This is a genomic window from Pseudoduganella sp. UC29_71, from assembly GCF_042693265.1.
GTDB lineage: Bacteria > Pseudomonadota > Gammaproteobacteria > Burkholderiales > Burkholderiaceae_D > Rugamonas.
The window spans coordinates 1,655,771-1,673,449 of sequence record NZ_CP170549.1; the positions used below are offsets into that span (position 1 = coordinate 1,655,771).

Below are 17,679 nucleotides of genomic sequence, written 5' to 3' on the forward strand. Positions count from 1 at the left end.
CATCACAAACCGGAGACTGACATGAACTGGTTCTATCATCTGAAGATTGCACAGAAACTGATCGCCGCCATTGCCGCCGTGCTGGCGCTCACCGTCGCGCTGGGCGTGTTCTGCTTCCTGCAGCTGCGCCACCTGAACAGCGTAAACAGCGACATCACCCAGCGCTGGGCGCCGGCGGTGCGTAACGTGCTGCTCATCAAATCAGACCTGCTGCGCTTCCGCACCTACGAGCTGCAGCACGCGCTGTCCACCCAGGCGGTGGAATTCGACTACTACGAAACGCAAATGAACGAGGAGATGGCGCGCCTGCTGGCGGCCGTCGAAGCCTATGGGCAGGCGCCCAAATCTGGCACCGAGCAGGCCGACTTCCTGAAGTTCCGCTCCGCGCTGGATTCCTACCGCAGCGCGGTGCGCCAGGTGGTGGCGCAGGGCCGGGCCGGCAACCACGGCGGCGCCCTGGCGCTGGTGCGCGGCGAGTCGCGCAAGTACAACTTCGAAGCGTCCGACCTGGTGGCGCGGCTGGTGGCCGCGGGCGAGGCGGGCAGCGACGCGGCGGCCGCGTCGGCCGCCAGCGCCTACGCCCGGTCGCGCACCATGATCAGCGGCCTGATCGCCGCCACCGTCATCCTCGGCATGCTGCTGGCGGGCTGGGTGGCGCGCCTGATTTCCCGTCCGCTGCACCAGGCGGTGGAGATCGCCCGCCGCGTGGCGGCCGGCGACCTGCGTTCGGTGGCCGTGACCGGCTGGCGCGATGAAACCGGCGAGCTGCTGCGCGCGCTGAACGGCATGAATATGCGCCTGCAGCAGATGGTGGGCCAGGTGCGCGGCGGCGCGGACACCGTCGCAGCCGCCTCGTCGCAGATCAGCGCCGGCAATGAAGACCTGGCCATCCGCACCGAGCGCCAGGCCGCCTCGCTGGAGGAAACCGCCGCCACGGTGGAGCAGCTCACCGTCACCGTCGGCCACAACGCCGACAAGGCGGCGCAGGCGCACAGCCTGATGGAACGCACCGCCGCCGACGCGCAGCACGCCGAGCAGGCGGTGGGCGCCATGCTGGCCACCATGGACGGCATCGACGCCTCGTCGCGCCGCATCGGCGACATCGTGGGCCTGATGGACGGCATCGCCTTCCAGACCAATCTGCTGGCACTGAACGCGGCGGTGGAGGCGGCGCGGGCCGGCGAGCAGGGGCGCGGCTTTGCCGTGGTGGCGGGCGAGGTGCGCAGCCTGGCGCAGCGCAGCGCGCAGTCGGCGCGCGAGATCAAGGACTTGATCGCGGCATCTATCGAGCAGGTGGGCGAAGGCAGCCGCGCGGTGCGCGGGGCCGGCGCCACGATAGCCGGCGTGACGGGCGGCGTGCGCCGCGTGGCAGGGTTGGTGGCCGATATCAGCGCCGGCAACCGCGAGCAGAGCATCGGCTTGCAGCAGGTGAATCAAACGCTGTCCGAACTGGACGGCGCCACGCAGCAGAACGCATCGCTGGTGGAGGAGTCGCTGGCTGCCGTCGTGTCGCTCGGCGAGCAGGCGCAGCGCCTCACCCGCAGCGTGGACGTGTTCCGCCTGCGCGACGCGGAGCAGGAGGAAGGCGTGATCGAGATGGACAGCAGCCCGGCCCCGGCCCGCAGCCCCGCGCGGCGGGCGCAGGCCCCGGTCCGCCCGGCCTACGTGGCGGGGGGGGTATGAGCGGCGCGGCCAGCAGCACCGGCATCTATCTGCTGCACGACTGCACTATCGTGCGCGCCGGCCTGCGCGCCATCCTGTCCGGCCAGCCCGGCCTGCAGGTGAGCGCGTCCGCGCAGTGGCCCGCCGCCGATGAGGACTGCGTGGTGATTGCCGATTACGCGTCCGTGATGCAGGCGGCGCGCCTGCGCGAGCGCCGTACGCGCCTGATGGTGTTCACGTCGCTGCGCAAGGAATGCCAGGTGCTGCGCGCCATGGAAGCGGGCGTGCTGGGCTACCTGGTGCAGGAGTGCGCGGCCGACGACGTGCTGGCCGGCGTGCGCGCGGCGGCGCAGGGCAACCGCTACCTGTGCGCAGCGGCGAAGCAGGGCGTGCTCAATTCGCTGGGCCGCCAGCAGCTCACACCGCGCGAGGAGGAGGTGCTGCACGTGCTGGCGCGCGGCTGCCCGGACAAGACCATCGCGCGCGAGCTGGGCATCGGCCTGGGCACGGTCAAGACCCATATGAAGCAGCTGATGCACAAGCTGGACGCGGCCTGCCGCACCCAGGTGGTGCTGGCGGCCTTCGAGCGCGGCCTGCTGGCCGCTTAGTCCACCAGCGTGATCACGTTCAGCATGCCCTCGCGCGCGATCTTGGCGTAAGGGCAGACGCGTTCGGCGTTGCGCACCAGCTCCTCGGCCGTGGCGTGCCGCATGCCGGGCAGGCGGATCTTCACCTCGGCCGTGAGCAGATACATGCCGTCCACCGGATCGCGCGCGAAGGACACCGCCACGGCGACCGAGCAGCCGTCCGCGCTCATTCCGGCCTTGGCAGCCAGCAGGCAAAGCACGCCGTGGAAGCAGGCCGCGAAACCGGCCGCGAACAGCTGCTCCGGATTGGTGCCGCCGCCCGGGCCGCCCAGTTCCGGCGGCATGCGCAGCCGCAGGTCCAGGTTGCCGTCGTCCGAGCGCGCCACGCCTGACGCCCGCCCGTGCCGCGCTTCGCCGCCGGTCACCGTCACGGTGGCGACGTAGAGCGGCTGGATGTCCTGCCCGACGTATTTGTCGAGCAGCGATAAGGGCGGCGGGGCAAGCGGTTTCATTGGTTGTTGTCTCCTTTGGCTAGGAGGTCCAGTGTATGCGCGCGCCGCCGCCGCCGCTAGATCCGCGCCGGAGCGCATGCTGTTGACCGGCACGCACCACTGGCGCGCCGCGCGCGGCGATTGGTGCCTGGCGCTCACCAGCGTGCAGCCCTGCGTGTGCCTACCGGCACCGCTGGCGGCCTCCTAGAATGGCCCTGTACCGCGAGCTTTCGCCAGCGGACATCAGACTCACCAACCAGGAGAACACCATGACGCAGCGTATCAACTACCAGGAACAATCCCCCGAGCTGTTCAAGAAGCTCGTTGAGCTCAACACCGTCATCAAGCATGGCGCGATCGAAGAATCCATCCTCGACCTGGTATCCATCCGCGCTTCGCAGATGAACGGTTGCGGCTTTTGCGTGGACATGCACATCAAGCAGGCCACCATCCACGGCGAGCGCGCGCTGCGCCTGCACCACCTGGCCGCCTGGCGCGAATCGACGCTGTTCGCGCCGCGCGAGCGCGCCGCACTGGCCTGGACCGAGGTGCTGACCCGCCTGCCCGAGAACGGCGTGCCGGACGAAATCTACGACCGCGTGCGCACCCAGCTGTCCGAGAAGGAGCTGTCCGACCTGACCTTCGAAATCATGGCAATCAACGCCTGGAACCGCGTCAACGTGGCCTTCAAGTGCGTGCCGGGTTCCTTCGACAAGGCCTTCGGCCTGGACAAAGCCAACCTCGAGTAAACGTCCTGCCGCCAGCCGCAAGGAGCCCCTCATGAATGCCCCTTTACCGACGTTCTCCGGCCGCCCCCTGGCCAAGCGCATCCGGGTCTACCTGATGCACAGCTGTCCCATCGTCTGCGCCGGGCTGGGCGCCATGCTGGCCGGCCAGCCCGGCATGGACGTCAGCGCGCCGGGCGGCTGGCCCTGCGCCGACGAGCCTTGCGTGGTGATCGCCGATTACGCCGCCGCCCTGCGCGCCGCGCGCGAGGGCGGCTGCGCCCAGCACGAGCGCGCCGTGCGGCTGTTGGTGGTAACGCAGAACGGCAAGGCGGGCGAGATCCGGCATGCGGTGGACAGCGGCGTGCACGGCTACCTGCTGCAGGAGGCCGACGCGGGCGAACTGGTGGAATGCGTGCGCCTGCTGGCCTCTGGCTGCCGCTACCTGGGCGCCGCGGCCGGCCGCAGCGTGGCCAACGCGCTGGGCCGGCCGCCGCTGACGCGGCGCGAAGCCGACGTGCTGTCCGTGCTGTCACACGGCTTGCCGGACAAGCTGATCGCGCGCGAGCTGGGCATCGGCGTGGGCACGGTCAAGACGCATATGAAGCAGCTGATGCACAAGTTCGACGTCTCGACCCGCACGCAAGTGGTGCTGAGCGCCATGGAACAGGGCCTGCTGGCCGGCCTGCAGCCGCAGCCGCAGCCGGCGCCGCGCGCGTTGTTTCAATCGACCAGCGTGACCACGCTGAGCAAGCCTTCGCGCGCCATCTTGGCGTAAGGGCAGACCCGCTCCGCGTTGCGCACCAGCTCTTCGGCTGTGGCCTGCTGCATGCCGGGCAGGCGTACCTTGAGGGCGGACGTGAGCAGATACATGCCGTCCATCGGGTCGCGTGCGAAGGAAACCGATACCTCCACCGAGCCGCCCCCGGCACTCAGGCCCGCCTTCGCGGACAGCAAGCTGATCACCCCATGAAAGCACGCCGCAAAGCCGGCCGCGAACAGCTGTTCGGGATTGGTGCCGCCGCCCGGTCCGCCCAGTTCGGGCGGCAGGCGCAAGGCCAGGTCGAGATTGCCGTCGTCCGAACGGGCCACGCCGGAGGCGCGCCCATGTTCGGCCTCGCCCCCCGTCACCCGCACCGTCGTCGTGTACAAGGGCTGGATATCCTGCCCTACGTATTTGTCGAGCAGCGACAGCGGCGGGGCAGCGAGCGGCTTCTTCATTTGTTCCGCAGCCAGTTCTGGATGGTGGACCTGCCCAGGCGCGCCTTGCCGGCCGGGACCAGGGTGCGTTCGTCCAGCAGCGCGCCGAAGTAGCGCGCGCCGGCATCGGCCTGCACCTTGCGCGGATCGCCGATGGAGACCAGGTATTGCTGCACCAGCTCGGACAAGGGGAAGGCTTCCGGGCCGGCGATTTCCACCGTGCCGTTGAGCGGCGCGCCGGTGGCGTAATCGGCCATGGCCAGCGCCACGTCGTCCGACGAAATCGGCTGCACCAGCGCGGGCGACAGGCGCACCGCATTGCCGTCCGCCCCGGACTGCGCTATGCCGCCGAGGAATTCGAAGAACTGGGTCGAATGCACGATGGTGTACGGCACCTTGCCTTCCCTGATCAGATTTTCCTGGGCGATCTTGCCGCGGAAGTAGCCGCTTTCGGCCAGCAGCTGGGTGCCCACCACCGACAGGGCGACATGGTGCTTCACGCCCGCTTCGGCTTCGGCTTTGAGCAGGTTGCGGCCGGAGGCGGTGAAGAAGGCCAGCACGTCGTCGTCCGCGAAGGAGGGCGAGTTGGCCACGTCGATCACCACGTCGGCGCCGGCCAGCACGGCGGCCAGGCCTTCGCCGGTAACGGTGTTGACGCCGGAGTTGGGCGAGGCGGCAATGGCGTCGTGGCCGCGCTCTTGCAGGATCTTGATGGTTTTGCTGCCGATCAGGCCGGTGCCGCCAATAACGACGATTTTCATAATAAAGCTCCTGTTTTTGCGCTCAGGGCGGCTGAGGGACCCGGTCGCGGACATCGCGTGCAAGGTTCAGTGTAGGGTGCCCGCGGACGCGCCGGTAGGTGCGCGGGCGGCCACACACTGGTGAGCGGCAGGCACCAATGGCGTGCTTCAGGACTGGGAGAGGTTGCCGACGCAGTACAGGTCCAGCGCGCGGATCTGCAGCGTGATGTAGTCGATGAACACGCGCGTGCGGGTGGGCAGGTGGCGCCGGTTCAGGTAGCACAGATAGTGCCCCCGGTCGTCCGGCGCGTACTGCGGCAGCACCGCCACCAGCTGCCCGCTGCGCAGCAGCTCGCACACCTGGTAGCCGGCCAGCTGCGCCAGGCCTTCGCCGTTCAGCACCGCCTGCAGGACAAGGTCGCTGTCGTTGAAGGTGGAGGCGGCCCTGGGCTGCAAAGTGCGCGCCACGCCGCCCACCCTCAGTTCCCACTCCTGCACGCGGCCGGACGCGAGCCGGTATGTGATGCATCGGTGCAGGGCGATTTCGTCCACACTGGCCGGCAGGCCGTGCGCCTGCGCGTAGGCCGGCGAGGCGCACACCAGCAGCTGCATGGGAATCAGCTGCTTGGCCACCACCTGGCTGTCGTCCATGCGGCCGTTGCGGAAAGCCACGTCCACGCGCCTGGCGATGAAGTCGGCGGGATTGCTGTCCAAAACCAGATCCACCGTGATGTCGGGGTAGAGCGCGCGGAAGCCGCCCAGCAGCGGCGCCACCACCTTGCGCCCGAAGCCGGGCGTGGCGCACAGGCGCAGCTGGCCGCGCGGCGCGCCCGAGCGCAGGTCGCGCATTTCCTCCACTGCCTGCACGATGCGTTCCACGCCGGGGCTGCAATACTCGTAGAATAGTTCACCCTCGCTGGTGAGCGTGGTGCTGCGCGTGGTGCGCAGGAACAGGCGGGTATCGAGCTGGGTTTCCAGCTTGAGGATGCTGCGGCTCACGGCGGAACGGCCAATGCCCAGGCGGTCCGCCGCGCGGGCGAAGCTGCCCTCGGTGGCGACAGCGATGAACGCCACCACGCCCGCGTAGGTGGTGGCGAAGCTGGACGCCAGCGGATCGGATTCTGCTGTGGTGAATGAATTCATGAGATGCAGCGGATTATTCTGAGACAATGTTGACAGGAAGTAGACTAACCCTGCAGGAGTAGTGAGTAAATGCCAAACAACGGCGATTTCCTGCCAAGCGCGCCACGCCGGCCCTTGGTACTGTTTGTAGCTTTTCCCGGCATGTGCATGCTCGACATGGCCGGTCCGCAAACCGTGTTCTGGTGCGCGGACCGGCATATGCGTCAGCGCGGGCAGGCCGGCTATGCGCGCCACACGGTAAGCGTGGAGGGCGGGCCGGTGCAGACGCTGGAAGGCGTGCCCATGCACACCGAAGCGCTGGCCGATTTCGACCTGGCCGGCGTGGACACCATCATCGTGCCGGGCGCGCCCAATATCGAGCAAGTGGTGCAGCACGCGCAGCCGCTGGTGGACTGGCTGCGCGCGGCGGCGCCCGGCACGCGCCGCACCACCTCCGTGTGCAGCGGCGCTTTTGTCCTGGCGCAGGCAGGCTTGCTCGACGGCAAGCGCGCCGCCACCCACTGGCGCCTGTGCGACCGCCTCAAGGAACTGCATCCCAAGGTGGAGATCGACCGCGACGCCATCTTCACGCACCAGGACAGGGTGTGGACGTCGGCCGGCGTCACCGCCGGCATCGACCTGGCGCTGGCGCTGGTGGAAGCCGACTGCGGACGCGACCTGGCGCTGGCCGTGGCGCGCGAACTGGTGGTGTTCGTCAAGCGCCCGGGCGGGCACGCGCAGTTCAGCGCCTTGCTCCAGTCGCAGCTGCGCGACGGCGACAAGTTCGAGGAGCTGCACCTGTGGATCACGAATAACCTGGGCGAGGAAAATCTGACGGTGGAAGCGCTGGCGCGCCGCGTGCTGATGAGTCCCCGCAATTTCTCGCGCGTCTACAAGGACACCACCGGCCGCACGCCGGCCAAGGCGGTGGAGATGTTCCGCCTGGAGGCGGCGCGGCGCATGCTGGAGGAGTCCGGCCGCAATATCGACCAGATCGCGCGCGAATGCGGCTTTGGCGACGAGGCGCGCATGCGCCAGTGCTTCCAGCGCAACCTGTCCGAATCGCCCAGCGCCTACCGCGAGCGTGCCCGCGCCGCCTGAGGCGCGCCGCGTGCGCGGATTGGTGCGTATCGCTCACCAGTGAGGAGGCCGCTACAGGCCTAGCGGAGGCGGCGGCGCGCTCCTAGAATCATTCTGTAGCCCATCCATACACCTCACTGGAGAAACAAGATGAACATCAAGAAAATCGGCCTCGGCCTCGCCTTGGGCCTGTCCATGACCCTGGCCCAGGCGGCACCCGGCGGCGTCACCGTCAAGCCCCTGATGAACAAGGACATCCCCGAATCGCCCGGCAAGGAAATGCTGATGATTTCGGTGGAATATGCTCCGGGCGGCGAAGACCCCGTGCACCGCCACGACGCGCACGCCATCGTCTACGTGCTGGAAGGCTCCATCATCATGGGCGTCAAGGGCGGCAAGGAAGTCACCCTGAAGGCCGGCGACACCTTCTACGAAGGCCCTGCCGACCTGCACACGGTCGGCCGCAACGCCAGCAAGACCAAGCCCGCCAAGTTCGTCGCCTTCCTGGTGAAAGACAAGGCCAAGCCGGCGCTGATTCCGGTGCCGTAAGCGCGCCAGTACCGCCTTAAACGTAGGCCAGCATGCGCCCGCAGGTGATGATGGCCAGCCAAAGCAGCAGCGATAGCGCCGCCTGTGCCCGCGCCAGCGGCGGGGCGGCGTGTCCGGCGTCCCAGGCGGCCACGCCGCGGTAGGCCCCGGCGTGGAAGGCCGCTGCGTTCAGCCCGGCCGTCGCCAGCAGTGCCAGCTTGAGCAGGAACACCGGGTTGCTGAGAAACTCCCGTGGCTGGGAGGCAAACAGCAGCACGCCGGCGGGGATGACCAACAGCAGGCTGGCCAGCGCCCAGCGCAGCAGGTGCCGGCCCAGCGCGCGCAGCGGCAGCGTCTTGGCGCAGCCCAGCACGCGCAGGTCGAACAGGGCCACGGCGCCCACCAGCACGGCAAAGCCGGCGATGTGCACCGTTTCCACCACGGGATACAGCCACGGGCTGCCGCGCATGGCTTGCGACAGCGGCGTGGTCGCCAGCCAGTCGGCGGCGCCCGCCACCAGGGGCATCAGCGCAGCTCCGTCGTCTCGCCGGCGAGGGTGATGCGTTCGGCGCGCAGTTCGTCGCCCTTGCTTCGGTGCGGGTAGCCCATCACGGTGGCTGGCTTGCCGGGCGCCAGCGCATCCCTGGCCAGGCCCCGGCTTTCCATGCGCGACGGCGGCGCCAGCACCACGGTCCAGCTTTGGGTGCCGGTCTTGAGCCGGATGAAACCGTGCGGGTTGGCGTAGCCCGCCTCCTCGATAGTGCCGCTCAGCGTCAACGGCCGCTGCGCGTCGTATTCGCTCCAGCCGTGGTGGGCCAGGGCGGAGGTCGCCGCGAAGGCGGCCAGCAAGATCCACTTTCTCATGTTGCGCTCCCGAAACTAGATTGGTGTCTGGTGACGAGGCGATTCTACGCCGGCTGCGGTCAGGCGGCGCCCGTGTTGCGCACGAAGCTGCCGATGTAGTCTGCGGCCGCCCTCGGGTGCTGGTGCTGCGGCCCGTGGCCGGCGCTGGGGTAGGTGAGCAGTTCCAGCGTCGGCAGTTGCCCGTTCAGCGCGTACCAGTTCTCCACCGGGAAGATGATGTCGTGGTCGCCGCCGATGTGCAGCAGCGGAATGCTGGTGCGCTTGAGCGCTTCCAGCACCTGCGGTGCGGGGAAGGGCTGCGGGTTGGGTTTGTCGCCAATGTTGGACGCCGCCCACGCGGCCGGCACCGGCACGCTGCGCTCGGCATGGCGCGCGGCGATGCGCGCGGCCGAACGGCTGGCGGCCTCGCGGCTGCGCGGGGACGCGGGCTCGAAGAACAGCGCGGTCTCGTCCTCCAGCGTGTTTTCCTCCATGCGCGCCAGGTCGTAGAACAGCTGTTCCGCCGGCTTCGCCAGCGGGCCGGGCGGGGTGGTGGCGATCAGCACGGCGTGGGTCAGCCAGGCCGGCTGGCGCGCCAGCACCACCTGCGCCACGATGCCGCCCAGCGACCAGCCGGCGATGACCGCCTGCTCCAGGCCCAGCGCGGCGGCCAGGTCCAGCGGGTCGGACGACATCTGCAGCGGGTTGTAGGTCGGCGTGCCTCCCGACAGGCCCAGGCCGCTGTAATCGAAAGTAATGACGCGGAAACCCTGGCCTGCCAGCGTGTCCAGGAACTCCGGGTCCCAGGAGTCCATATTGCCCCGGAAGCGGCAGCACAGGATGATGGCGCGGCCCGCGCCCATGGAGCGGTAGGCCAGCTTGCGGTTGTTGACCTCGACGTACTGGTTCGGGGCTTGGATGGCGTGGATCGGTGCGCTCATGGGTTTCCTCTGGTGTGGTGGTGCGGTTTAGTCGGGGCAGGGCATGCCGGCGGCGGCCCATAGTTCCAGCGCGCCAGCGCAGCGCGGCCAGCACGCCGCACAGCCTGGGCAGCAGGCGCGCCGTCATGCCTGCCCCGCCGCCTTGTGGATGGCGGCGCGGATGCGCGGATAAGTGCCGCAGCGGCAGATGTTGCCCGACATGGCCTGGTCGATATCCTTGTCGGTGGGCTTGGGGATGGCGCGCAGCAGCGCGGTGGCCGCCATGATCTGGCCGGACTGGCAGTAGCCGCATTGCGGCACGTCGATCTCGGCCCAGGCCTGCTGCACGCGCTTGCCCACCGGCGTGGCGCCTACCGCTTCGATGGTGGTGATCTTCTTGCCCACCGCAGCCGATGCGGGCGTGACGCAGGCGCGCGCCGGCTGGCCGTCCAGGTGCACGGTGCAGGCGCCGCACAGCGCCATGCCGCAGCCGAACTTGGTGCCGGACAGGTGCAGTTCGTCGCGCAGCACCCACAGCAGCGGGGTGTCCGCCTCGGCCTGGATGCTGGTGGCTTTGCCATTGATGTTCAGGGAAATCATGTGTACTCCTGTCAGGTTGCCTGCAAGGCCGTGGCGATCGGCAGCTTGCGGATGCGTTTGCCGGTAGCGGCGAAAATGGCGTTGGCCAGGGCCGGCATCAGCGCCGAGGTGCCCGGTTCGCCCATGCCGCCGGGCGCTTCGTTGCTGGCCACGATGTGGGTTTCGATGACGGGCGTCTCGTGCATGCGCAGCACGCGGTAGTCGTGGAAATTGCTTTGCTCCACGCGGCCGTTGCTGAACGTGATGTCGCCCCACAGCGCGCCGGAGATGCCGAATACCACGGCGCTCTCGACCTGGGCGCGCACGGTGTCGGGATTGACCACCACGCCGCAATCGAGCGCGCACACCACGCGGCTCACGCGCACCTCCCCGTCCTCCACGCGCGCGTCCACCACCATGGCCATGTAGGTGCCGAACGCGAACTGCACCGACAGGCCCCGGCCGGCCATGGCTTTCCCTGCGCCGGCGGGGCGCGGGCCCTGCCAGCCGGCCTTCTGCGCGGCCAGCTTGAGCACCGCCTCCGCGCGCGGGTTCTGCCCGAGCATGGCCAGGCGGTAGGCCAGCGGGTCGGCCTTGGCGGCGGCCGCCAGCTCGTCGATGAAGCTCTCCACCACGAACACGTTGTGGGTCGGACCCACGCCGCGCCAGAAGGCGGTGGGAATGTGCGGCGGCTCGTGGCGCGTGTAGTCCACGCGGATGGCCTGGAACGAGTAGGGCGGGGCCTCGGCGCCGTCCACCGTCTCCGGATCGAAGCCGTTGTTGAATGCCGGCGGCAGGAAGCGGCCCAGCACCGACGAGCCGGTCAGGTGGTGGAACCAGGCCACCGGCATGCCTTGTTCGTCCACGCCGGCGCGCACGGTGTCGTAGAAATAGGGGCGGTACATATCGTGCTGGATGTCTTCCTCGCGGCTCCAGATCACCTTGACCGGATGCTTCACTTCGCGCGCGATGCGCACCGCGCGTTCCACGCCGTCGGTCTCCAGCCTGCGGCCGAAGCCGCCGCCCAGCAGGAAGTTGTGCACGATGACCTTGTCCTCCGGCAGCCCGGCCACCCTGGCGGCTGCCGCGCGGGCGCGCGTGAGCACCTGGGTGCCGGTCCACACTTCGCAGCGGTCCGCCTGCACGTGCACCGTGCAGTTCATCGGTTCCATGGCCGCGTGGGCCAGGAAGGGCAGCTCGTAAGTAGCTTCCAGCACGCGGCTGGCTCCGGCCAGCGCCTGCTCCGGCGCGCCCTCGCTGCGCACCTTCGCCGACGCCTGCTTTGCCGCCCTGGCCATGTCCGCCACGATATCGACGGTGGACAGCTTCGCGTTCGGGCCGTCGTCCCAGCGCAGGGCCAGCAGCGCCAGGCCTTTCTGCGCCGCGCCATAGTTGTCCGCCACCACGGCGGCGCAGTCGTCCAGGCGCACCACCTGGCGCACGCCGGGCACCTTGAGCGCGGCCGCCTCGTCCAGGCCGGCCAGGCGGCCGCCGTGCGCAGGGCTGATGGCCAGCGCGGCCACTTTCAGGCCGGGCAGCCGGACGTCCATGCCGTACTGCGCCGAGCCATTCAGCTTGCCCGGCGTGTCGAGGCGGCGTGCGGCCTTGCCGATCAGGCGGAACTCACCGGGCTGCTTGAGCACGATGGCTTCCGGCGCGGGCAGCGGCAGGGCGGCCGCTGCGGCGGCCAGTTCGCCGTAGCGCAGCCTGCGGCCGCTGGCGGCGTGGATGACCGTTCCCTGCTGCGCGCGGCACGCGGAAGGATCGACCTGCCATTGCGCGGCGGCGGCCTGCACCAGCAGCATGCGGGCGGCGGCGCCGGCCTGGCGCATCGGCAGCCAGGCCGCGCGGATGGTGGTCGAGCCGCCGGTCACCTGGAAGCCCAGCGCGGGATTGACGTAGCGCTTGTCGTCGGCGGGCGCGTGCTCCAGTATCACGTCCTTCAGGTCCAGCTCCAGTTCCTCGGCGATGAGCATCGGGATCGAGGTGTAGGTGCCCTGGCCCATCTCGACGTAAGGCATGGTCATCGTGACCTTGCCGTCGCCGGCGATGCGCAGCACTGCACTGGCCTCCCAGGCAGCGGCTGCGGCGCTGTCGCGGGCGCGGGCGCCGGGGATGGCGACCTGCAGCAACAGGCCGCCTCCGGCCGCCACGGCTTTGAGGAATAATCGACGATCGGTCATGCATGCTCCTTGGGCAAAAAAAACGTCGCGCGCTCCGCGAGCGGCGACGGCGGTATGGCCAAGAGATTATACGAAGGGGAGGCGGCGCCGAAGGGACGGGAAAGCCGCAGAAACGGCCATGGCGAGGCCGTGCAGCCGTGCGGGCGCTTACATGCCCAGGGAGAGTTTGCCGGTGCGCGCGCTGCGCATGAAGGCCTGCGGCGCTTCGCCCAGCACGCGCAGGAAGGCGCGGCGCATTCTTTCGTCGTCGCCGAAACCGGTTTGCGCGGCGACGCGCGAGGCGGAGGTGTGGCCGCTTTCGATGAGCGCCTGGGCCGCTTCCACGCGCAGCTTCTCAATCGCCTTGGCCGGCGACAGCCCGGTTTCGGCCTGGAAGGCGCGGCTGAAATGGCGCGGGCTCCAGTTCACCAGGTCGGCCAGCTGCTGGATGCTCAGCGGTTCGCGCAGGTTCTCCTTGATGAAGGACAGCACGCGGCGGATGCGCTCCTGCTTGGGATCGATTTCGGCCAGCAGCGAGAACTGGCTTTGCCCGCCCGAGCGGCGGTGGTAGAGCACCATGGTCTGGGCGATTTTCTTGGTCACGTCGTGGCCCAGGTCCGCCTCCACCATGCCCAGCACCAGGTCGATGCAGGCGGTCATGCCGGCCGAGCTCCAGGTCCTGCCGTCGCGGATGAAGATCTTGTCCGGCACCACGTTGATGGCGGGGAAACGGCGCGCCAGCGCGTCGGCAAAGCCCCAGTGGGTGGTAACCGAGCGGCCATCGAACACGCCGGCTTCGGCCAGCACGAAGGCGCCGGTGCAGATACTGGCGATGCGGCGCGCGCTGCGGGCGCAAGCCTGCAGGCGTTCCACCAGGCCGGGGCAGGGCGCGGGGACGGCCGGCGAGCTGCCGACGATCACCGTGTCGTAGCGCGTCTCGTCGAATGCCCTGGTTTCCACGCCCACGGCGGACATGCTGTGCACCAGCCCGCCCTTCATGGAGACGATATCGACCGCATAACTGTCCGGCACGAAGTGATTGGCGATGCCGAACACCGACAGGACGGACAAATCGAGCAGGTGGAAGCCGGGGAAAACTACCAGTGCTATCTTGGCTGCCATGGACGCCCCGCCTTAAACGCCGGCCAGCCAGTGACGGCGTAGCGCTCGATGTCGCGCCGCGCGGCGCGATTCAGGATGGTGCGCGGCCCGCGCAAATTGTTCGCCATGCGAGTGTCGCTCCCAGGATGCAATGCTAGAAATATGGCCGCATTATAGGAGCGGCCCCGCGCACGGAAAGGACAATAAGCCCACTTTTTGTGCCATTCGGGCCTCCGCGCAGGGAGTTACTTGCGCCGCGACAGCAGCGCCGAGTGGTGCTCGTCCTTCTCCTGCCACTTGGACGCGCCCAGCAGGATCACGTGCAGCTGCTGCACGAAGTTTTCCTCCATCTCGCCTTCCAGCAGCGGCTGGCCGGGCGGCAGGTCCAGGATGTCGGTGGCGGCGGCCAGCATGGTCATCACGATCAGGCCGCACACCATCTGCAGGCGCGGCGTCGGCAGGTCCTTGTAGCGGCCCAGGGCGCGGATGTCCTGCGCCATTTCATTGGTGAAGTGGGTCACGTCGGTGCGGATGGCCAGGCGCAGGATGCGGCTGCCGCCCGAGCGTTCGGTGGCGATGAACTGGAACTGCAGCCGGTTCGCCTTCACATAATCGAGGTACACCCGCACCGAGCGGCGCAGGATGGAGCCGCGCGAGACGTCGATCTGGCGCGCTTCGCGCAGCAGGCGGCGCAAGGTGATGCCCATCTCGTCCACCAGCTCCAGCCCCAGTTCGTCGGTATTGCGGAAGTGGCGGTAAAAGGCGTTCGGCACCACGCCGGCCTGGCGCGCGATCTCGCGCAGCCCCAGGCTGGTGAAGCTGCGGCCTTCGCCCACCAGCGTCAGCGCCGCCTGCAGCAGGGCCTTGCGGGTGCCGGTTTTTCGCTCCGGCCGGGCCGCGCCTTCTTCCGATTCGTGATCGCTCATAGACTCAATGTGTACAGGTGTACCCCATTTTACACGGGCATGGCACGGATTTGTGACAGCAGCATGACATGGATGCCTGTTATTTACGCAGCCGGGGCTTGACTTGATGTGTACAAGTGTACACAATCATGTCCATCCTTATTATTTGTCATGCGTTTGCTATCCTGATGACTTTACGATCTTCCCTGGCCAGCCTGGCGGACATGTTCGCCTACCCGCTGCGCCACTCGCACTACCTGGAGCTGGTGAACCCGCTCTGGACCTCGCACGCCCTGATGGCGCGCGTGGTGGCCGTGCGCGAGGAAACCGCGGACAGCCGCACCCTGACGCTGCGCCCCGGCGCGGGCTGGCGCAGCCACCGTCCCGGCCAGTTCGTGCGCCTGGGCGTGCCGATCGGCGGCCAGCGCCACACCCGCACTTATTCCATCTCGTCCGCGCCGGACCGCGAGGACGGCTGCATCACCGTCACCGTGAAGGCGGTCGCGGACGGCCGCGTGTCGCAGCGCCTGGTGCGCCAGGTGCGCGTGGGCGAGTACCTGCCGCTGGGCGAGCCGCAGGGCGACTTCGTGCTGCCTGAATCGATGCCGGTGCATCCGCTGTTCATCACCGGCGGCAGCGGCATCACGCCCGTCATGAGCATGCTGCGCAACTACGTGCAGGAATACGAAGTGGTGCCGGATGCGGTGCACATGCACTACGCGCCGCGCGCGAAAGACGTGATCTTCGGCGCCGAGCTGGAACAGCTGGCCGCCACGCAGCGCCACTACCAGCTGCAGCGCTACTACACCCGGGACGGGGGCGCCCATTTCAGCGCCGGACAGCTGGAAGCGGCCTGCCCGGACTGGCGCGAGCGCGAAGTGTGGGCCTGCGGCCCGGCCAGCCTGCTGGCAGCCGTCGAGGCGCACTGGCGGGCCGCTGGCCTGTCGCACCTGCTGCATGTGGAGCGCTTCCACGCGCCGCTGGCCGACGCCACGGCCGAAGCCAGGGCCGGGCGGGTCAACTTCGCCGGCAGCGCCACCGAGGCGCAGTCGGACGGCGTCACCAGCCTGCTGCTGATCGCCGAAAACGCCGGCCTCAATCCCAAGCATGGCTGCCGCATGGGCATCTGCCACGGCTGCGACACCAAGCTGGTGAGCGGCTGCGTGCGCGACCTGCGCAACGGCGCCCTGATCGCCGAGCCGGGCGACACCGTGCAAGTGTGCGTCTGCAGCGCCGTCGGCGACGTCGAACTGGCGCTGTAAAACCCATTACGAGAATTCCATGCCTATTCCATCCCACCTTACCCCCGCCGACATCGCCGCCTTTGGCAACGAGGTCGAGGCGATCCGCAACGAAGTCATGGCCAGCCGCGGCGAGCGCGACGCGCGCTACATCCGCCGCCTGCTGAAAGTGCACCGCTACCTGGAAATCGGCGGCCGCCTGGCCATCTACGCCAGCCTGGCGCTGCTGCCGCAATGGGGCCACGCGCTGGCCGGCTGGGCCTTCTTCTGGCCCGTGATGGTGCTGGGCGTGCTCACGCTGGGCGCCGCCAAGATCCTGGAAAACATGGAGATCGGCCACAACGTGCTGCACGCCCAGTGGGACTGGCTGCGCGATCCCGAAATCCAGTCCGGCCGCTGGGAGTGGGACCACGTATGCCCGTCCGACCAGTGGAAGCACGCGCACAACGTCAAGCACCACACCTGGACCAATGTGCTGGGCAAGGACGCCGACGTGGCCGGCTACGGCCTGCTGCGCCTGTTCTCCGGCCAGCGCTGGAAGCCCTTCAACCTGGGCAACCCGCTGTGGGCGCTGCTGCTGGCCGTGTTCTTCGAGTGGGGCATCGCGATCCAGGAACTGGAGCTGGGCCGCGTGATCCAGGGCCGCATGAAGTGGTCCAGCCTGCGCCCGATGTGGCTGCGCACGCGCGCCAAGATCCTGCGCCAGGCGCGCAAGGACTACCTGCTGTTCCCGCTGCTGGCCGGCCCGTTCTTCTTCTACGTGGCCGGCGCCAACGCGGTGGCCAACATCGTGCGCAACCTGTGGACCTACCTGATCATCTTCTGCGGCCACTTCCCGATGGACGTGCACGTATTCACCAAGGCCGAAGTGGAGAACGAAAGCCGCGCGCACTGGTATGTGCGCCAGCTGCTCGGCTCCTGCAACATCAAGGGCGGCAAGCTGTTCCACATCATGAGCGGCAACTTGAGCCACCAGATCGAGCACCACCTGTTCCCGGACATGCCGAGCAACCGTTACGCCGACGTGGCGCCGCGCGTGCGCGCGCTGTGCGCCCAGTACCGGCTGCCGTACAACACCGGTTCGCTCACGCGCCAGTTCGGCACCACCGTGCTGCGCATCCTGCGCATGAGCTTCCCCGGCTACAGCCCGCTGCTGGACGGCCCGCCGCCAGCCCGCCCGCCACGCGCGCGCAAGGTGGGCGACGCGGCCACCTCGGCGTAATCACTTCTTCCCGGCCTGCGGCGTGTTTTCCAGCTTCTGCAGGCTGTATCCCTGCTTTTCCAGGCGCGCCAGCAGCGCCGCATACGCTGGCGGCTCCACCTGCGGGGTGCGCGACAAAATCCACAAATACTCCCGTTTCGGCTCGCTCACGGCGGCCAGCTGGTATTGCTCGTCCAGGTCGATCACCCAGTAGTCGGCCCACACGAAGGGCAGGAAGGACAGCCAGGCCGGCGCGAAGCGCACCTCCAGCTTGGGCGACGTGGCAGCGCCCACCTGGCGTGCCTCGGCGGTGGCCACGATGGCTTCGCCTTTCTCCACTTCGCAGCGGTTGCTCACCTTGACGGTCTTGTCCGGCTGGAGGGTATAGGTGGCGGTGGTGTTGCCGAGGCAGCGGCGCTGGAAGGAATTGGGGTATTTGGCGATCTCGTACCAGGTGCCCATGTAGCGCGGCACGTCGAGGGCGGCGATGGGTTCCACGGGCGCGGCGGCGGCGCCCGTGCAGGCCAGGATCAAGCTGGCGGCGGTCAGCAGTTTGTACATGCGGCACCCTCTCTGGCAAAAAACGCCCATG

The 17,679-nt window shown here is 68.6% G+C and carries 20 protein-coding genes; 8 read left to right on the forward strand and 12 right to left on the reverse strand.

Annotation, left to right across the window (positions count from 1 at the left end; translation table 11 throughout):
• The first annotated feature begins 21 nt into the window (after positions 1–21).
• Positions 22–1,683: a methyl-accepting chemotaxis protein gene (locus tag ACFJI2_RS07295; protein ID WP_377704404.1), complete on the forward strand. Its 1,662-nt coding sequence runs from the start codon at positions 22–24 to the stop codon at positions 1,681–1,683.
• Positions 1,680–2,270, forward strand: a complete 591-nt coding sequence (locus ACFJI2_RS07300) for a LuxR C-terminal-related transcriptional regulator (RefSeq protein WP_377704405.1) — start codon at positions 1,680–1,682, stop codon at positions 2,268–2,270. Before ACFJI2_RS07295 ends, ACFJI2_RS07300 begins: the two co-directional genes overlap by 4 nt.
• Here the strand turns inward: ACFJI2_RS07300 and ACFJI2_RS07305 are convergent.
• Complete coding sequence (locus ACFJI2_RS07305; protein WP_107871714.1) at positions 2,267–2,761, reverse strand: Ohr family peroxiredoxin; 495 nt, start codon at positions 2,759–2,761, stop codon at positions 2,267–2,269. The two genes, ACFJI2_RS07300 and ACFJI2_RS07305, sit on opposite strands and share 4 nt — an antisense overlap.
• Before the next feature lie 248 nt (positions 2,762–3,009).
• On the opposite strand from ACFJI2_RS07305, the gene ACFJI2_RS07310 reads away from it, so the two are divergent.
• The gene (locus tag ACFJI2_RS07310) at positions 3,010–3,489 is read left to right on the forward strand and encodes a carboxymuconolactone decarboxylase family protein (RefSeq protein ID WP_132138565.1); all 480 of its coding nucleotides are present in this window, start codon (positions 3,010–3,012) and stop codon (positions 3,487–3,489) included.
• Between the two features lie 31 nt (positions 3,490–3,520).
• On the forward strand, positions 3,521–4,243 hold the full coding sequence (locus tag ACFJI2_RS07315) for a LuxR C-terminal-related transcriptional regulator (protein ID WP_377704406.1): 723 nt from the start codon (positions 3,521–3,523) through the stop codon (positions 4,241–4,243).
• Here ACFJI2_RS07315 and ACFJI2_RS07320 read toward each other — a convergent pair.
• From ACFJI2_RS07320 to ACFJI2_RS07330, 3 genes are all read right to left on the reverse strand, one after another.
• Entirely contained in the window at positions 4,189–4,686 is a 498-nt protein-coding gene (locus ACFJI2_RS07320; RefSeq protein WP_377704407.1) for an Ohr family peroxiredoxin, read from the reverse strand. The two genes, ACFJI2_RS07315 and ACFJI2_RS07320, sit on opposite strands and share 55 nt — an antisense overlap.
• Positions 4,683–5,426, reverse strand: coding sequence for an SDR family oxidoreductase (locus ACFJI2_RS07325; RefSeq protein ID WP_377704408.1), 744 nt, complete (start codon positions 5,424–5,426; stop codon positions 4,683–4,685). The genes ACFJI2_RS07320 and ACFJI2_RS07325 overlap by 4 nt, the downstream gene beginning before the upstream one ends.
• A gap of 147 nt (positions 5,427–5,573) precedes the next feature.
• Positions 5,574–6,548 (reverse strand): LysR substrate-binding domain-containing protein, encoded by a 975-nt coding sequence (locus ACFJI2_RS07330; RefSeq protein ID WP_377704409.1) that lies wholly within the window; start codon positions 6,546–6,548, stop codon positions 5,574–5,576.
• Positions 6,549–6,617: 69 nt separating this feature from the next.
• On the opposite strand from ACFJI2_RS07330, the gene ACFJI2_RS07335 reads away from it, so the two are divergent.
• The gene (locus ACFJI2_RS07335; RefSeq protein ID WP_377704410.1) at positions 6,618–7,628 is read left to right on the forward strand and encodes a GlxA family transcriptional regulator; all 1,011 of its coding nucleotides are present in this window, start codon (positions 6,618–6,620) and stop codon (positions 7,626–7,628) included.
• 129 nt (positions 7,629–7,757) lie between these two features.
• Entirely contained in the window at positions 7,758–8,156 is a 399-nt protein-coding gene (locus tag ACFJI2_RS07340; RefSeq protein ID WP_377704411.1) for a cupin domain-containing protein, read from the forward strand.
• Between the two features lie 16 nt (positions 8,157–8,172).
• Here ACFJI2_RS07340 and ACFJI2_RS07345 read toward each other — a convergent pair whose 3' ends face one another.
• The 7 genes from ACFJI2_RS07345 to fabR all read right to left on the reverse strand — a co-directional run bounded on the left by ACFJI2_RS07345 (position 8,173) and on the right by fabR (position 14,666).
• A complete protein-coding gene (locus ACFJI2_RS07345) occupies positions 8,173–8,661 on the reverse strand; it encodes a hypothetical protein (protein ID WP_377704412.1) in 489 nt (162 codons plus the stop codon).
• The gene (locus ACFJI2_RS07350) at positions 8,661–8,999 is read right to left on the reverse strand and encodes a DUF6152 family protein (protein WP_377704413.1); all 339 of its coding nucleotides are present in this window, start codon (positions 8,997–8,999) and stop codon (positions 8,661–8,663) included. Before ACFJI2_RS07350 ends, ACFJI2_RS07345 begins: the two co-directional genes overlap by 1 nt.
• Before the next feature lie 59 nt (positions 9,000–9,058).
• A complete protein-coding gene (locus ACFJI2_RS07355) occupies positions 9,059–9,919 on the reverse strand; it encodes an alpha/beta fold hydrolase (RefSeq protein WP_377704414.1) in 861 nt (286 codons plus the stop codon).
• Positions 9,920–10,042: 123 nt separating this feature from the next.
• Complete coding sequence (locus ACFJI2_RS07360) at positions 10,043–10,498, reverse strand: (2Fe-2S)-binding protein (RefSeq protein ID WP_377704415.1); 456 nt, start codon at positions 10,496–10,498, stop codon at positions 10,043–10,045.
• Between the two features lie 11 nt (positions 10,499–10,509).
• Positions 10,510–12,660, reverse strand: a complete 2,151-nt coding sequence (locus ACFJI2_RS07365) for a molybdopterin cofactor-binding domain-containing protein (RefSeq protein WP_377704416.1) — start codon at positions 12,658–12,660, stop codon at positions 10,510–10,512.
• 147 nt (positions 12,661–12,807) lie between these two features.
• The gene (locus ACFJI2_RS07370) at positions 12,808–13,761 is read right to left on the reverse strand and encodes a GlxA family transcriptional regulator (RefSeq protein WP_377704417.1); all 954 of its coding nucleotides are present in this window, start codon (positions 13,759–13,761) and stop codon (positions 12,808–12,810) included.
• A gap of 224 nt (positions 13,762–13,985) precedes the next feature.
• Positions 13,986–14,666 (reverse strand): HTH-type transcriptional repressor FabR, encoded by a 681-nt coding sequence (gene fabR, locus ACFJI2_RS07375; protein ID WP_377704418.1) that lies wholly within the window; start codon positions 14,664–14,666, stop codon positions 13,986–13,988.
• Positions 14,667–14,833: 167 nt separating this feature from the next.
• Here fabR and ACFJI2_RS07380 point away from each other — a divergent pair, with 167 nt between their 5' ends.
• Together ACFJI2_RS07380 and ACFJI2_RS07385 are read left to right on the forward strand one after the other, a co-directional pair.
• Positions 14,834–15,907 carry a ferredoxin reductase gene (locus tag ACFJI2_RS07380; protein WP_377704419.1) on the forward strand — a complete coding sequence of 358 codons (1,074 nt, stop codon included), beginning with the start codon at positions 14,834–14,836 and terminating at the stop codon, positions 15,905–15,907.
• Between the two features lie 19 nt (positions 15,908–15,926).
• Positions 15,927–17,108, forward strand: coding sequence for a fatty acid desaturase family protein (locus ACFJI2_RS07385; protein ID WP_377704420.1), 1,182 nt, complete (start codon positions 15,927–15,929; stop codon positions 17,106–17,108).
• Here ACFJI2_RS07385 and ACFJI2_RS07390 read toward each other — a convergent pair whose 3' ends face one another.
• Positions 17,109–17,648 carry a lipocalin family protein gene (locus ACFJI2_RS07390; RefSeq protein ID WP_377704421.1) on the reverse strand — a complete coding sequence of 180 codons (540 nt, stop codon included), beginning with the start codon at positions 17,646–17,648 and terminating at the stop codon, positions 17,109–17,111.
• Positions 17,649–17,679: the final 31 nt, after the last annotated feature.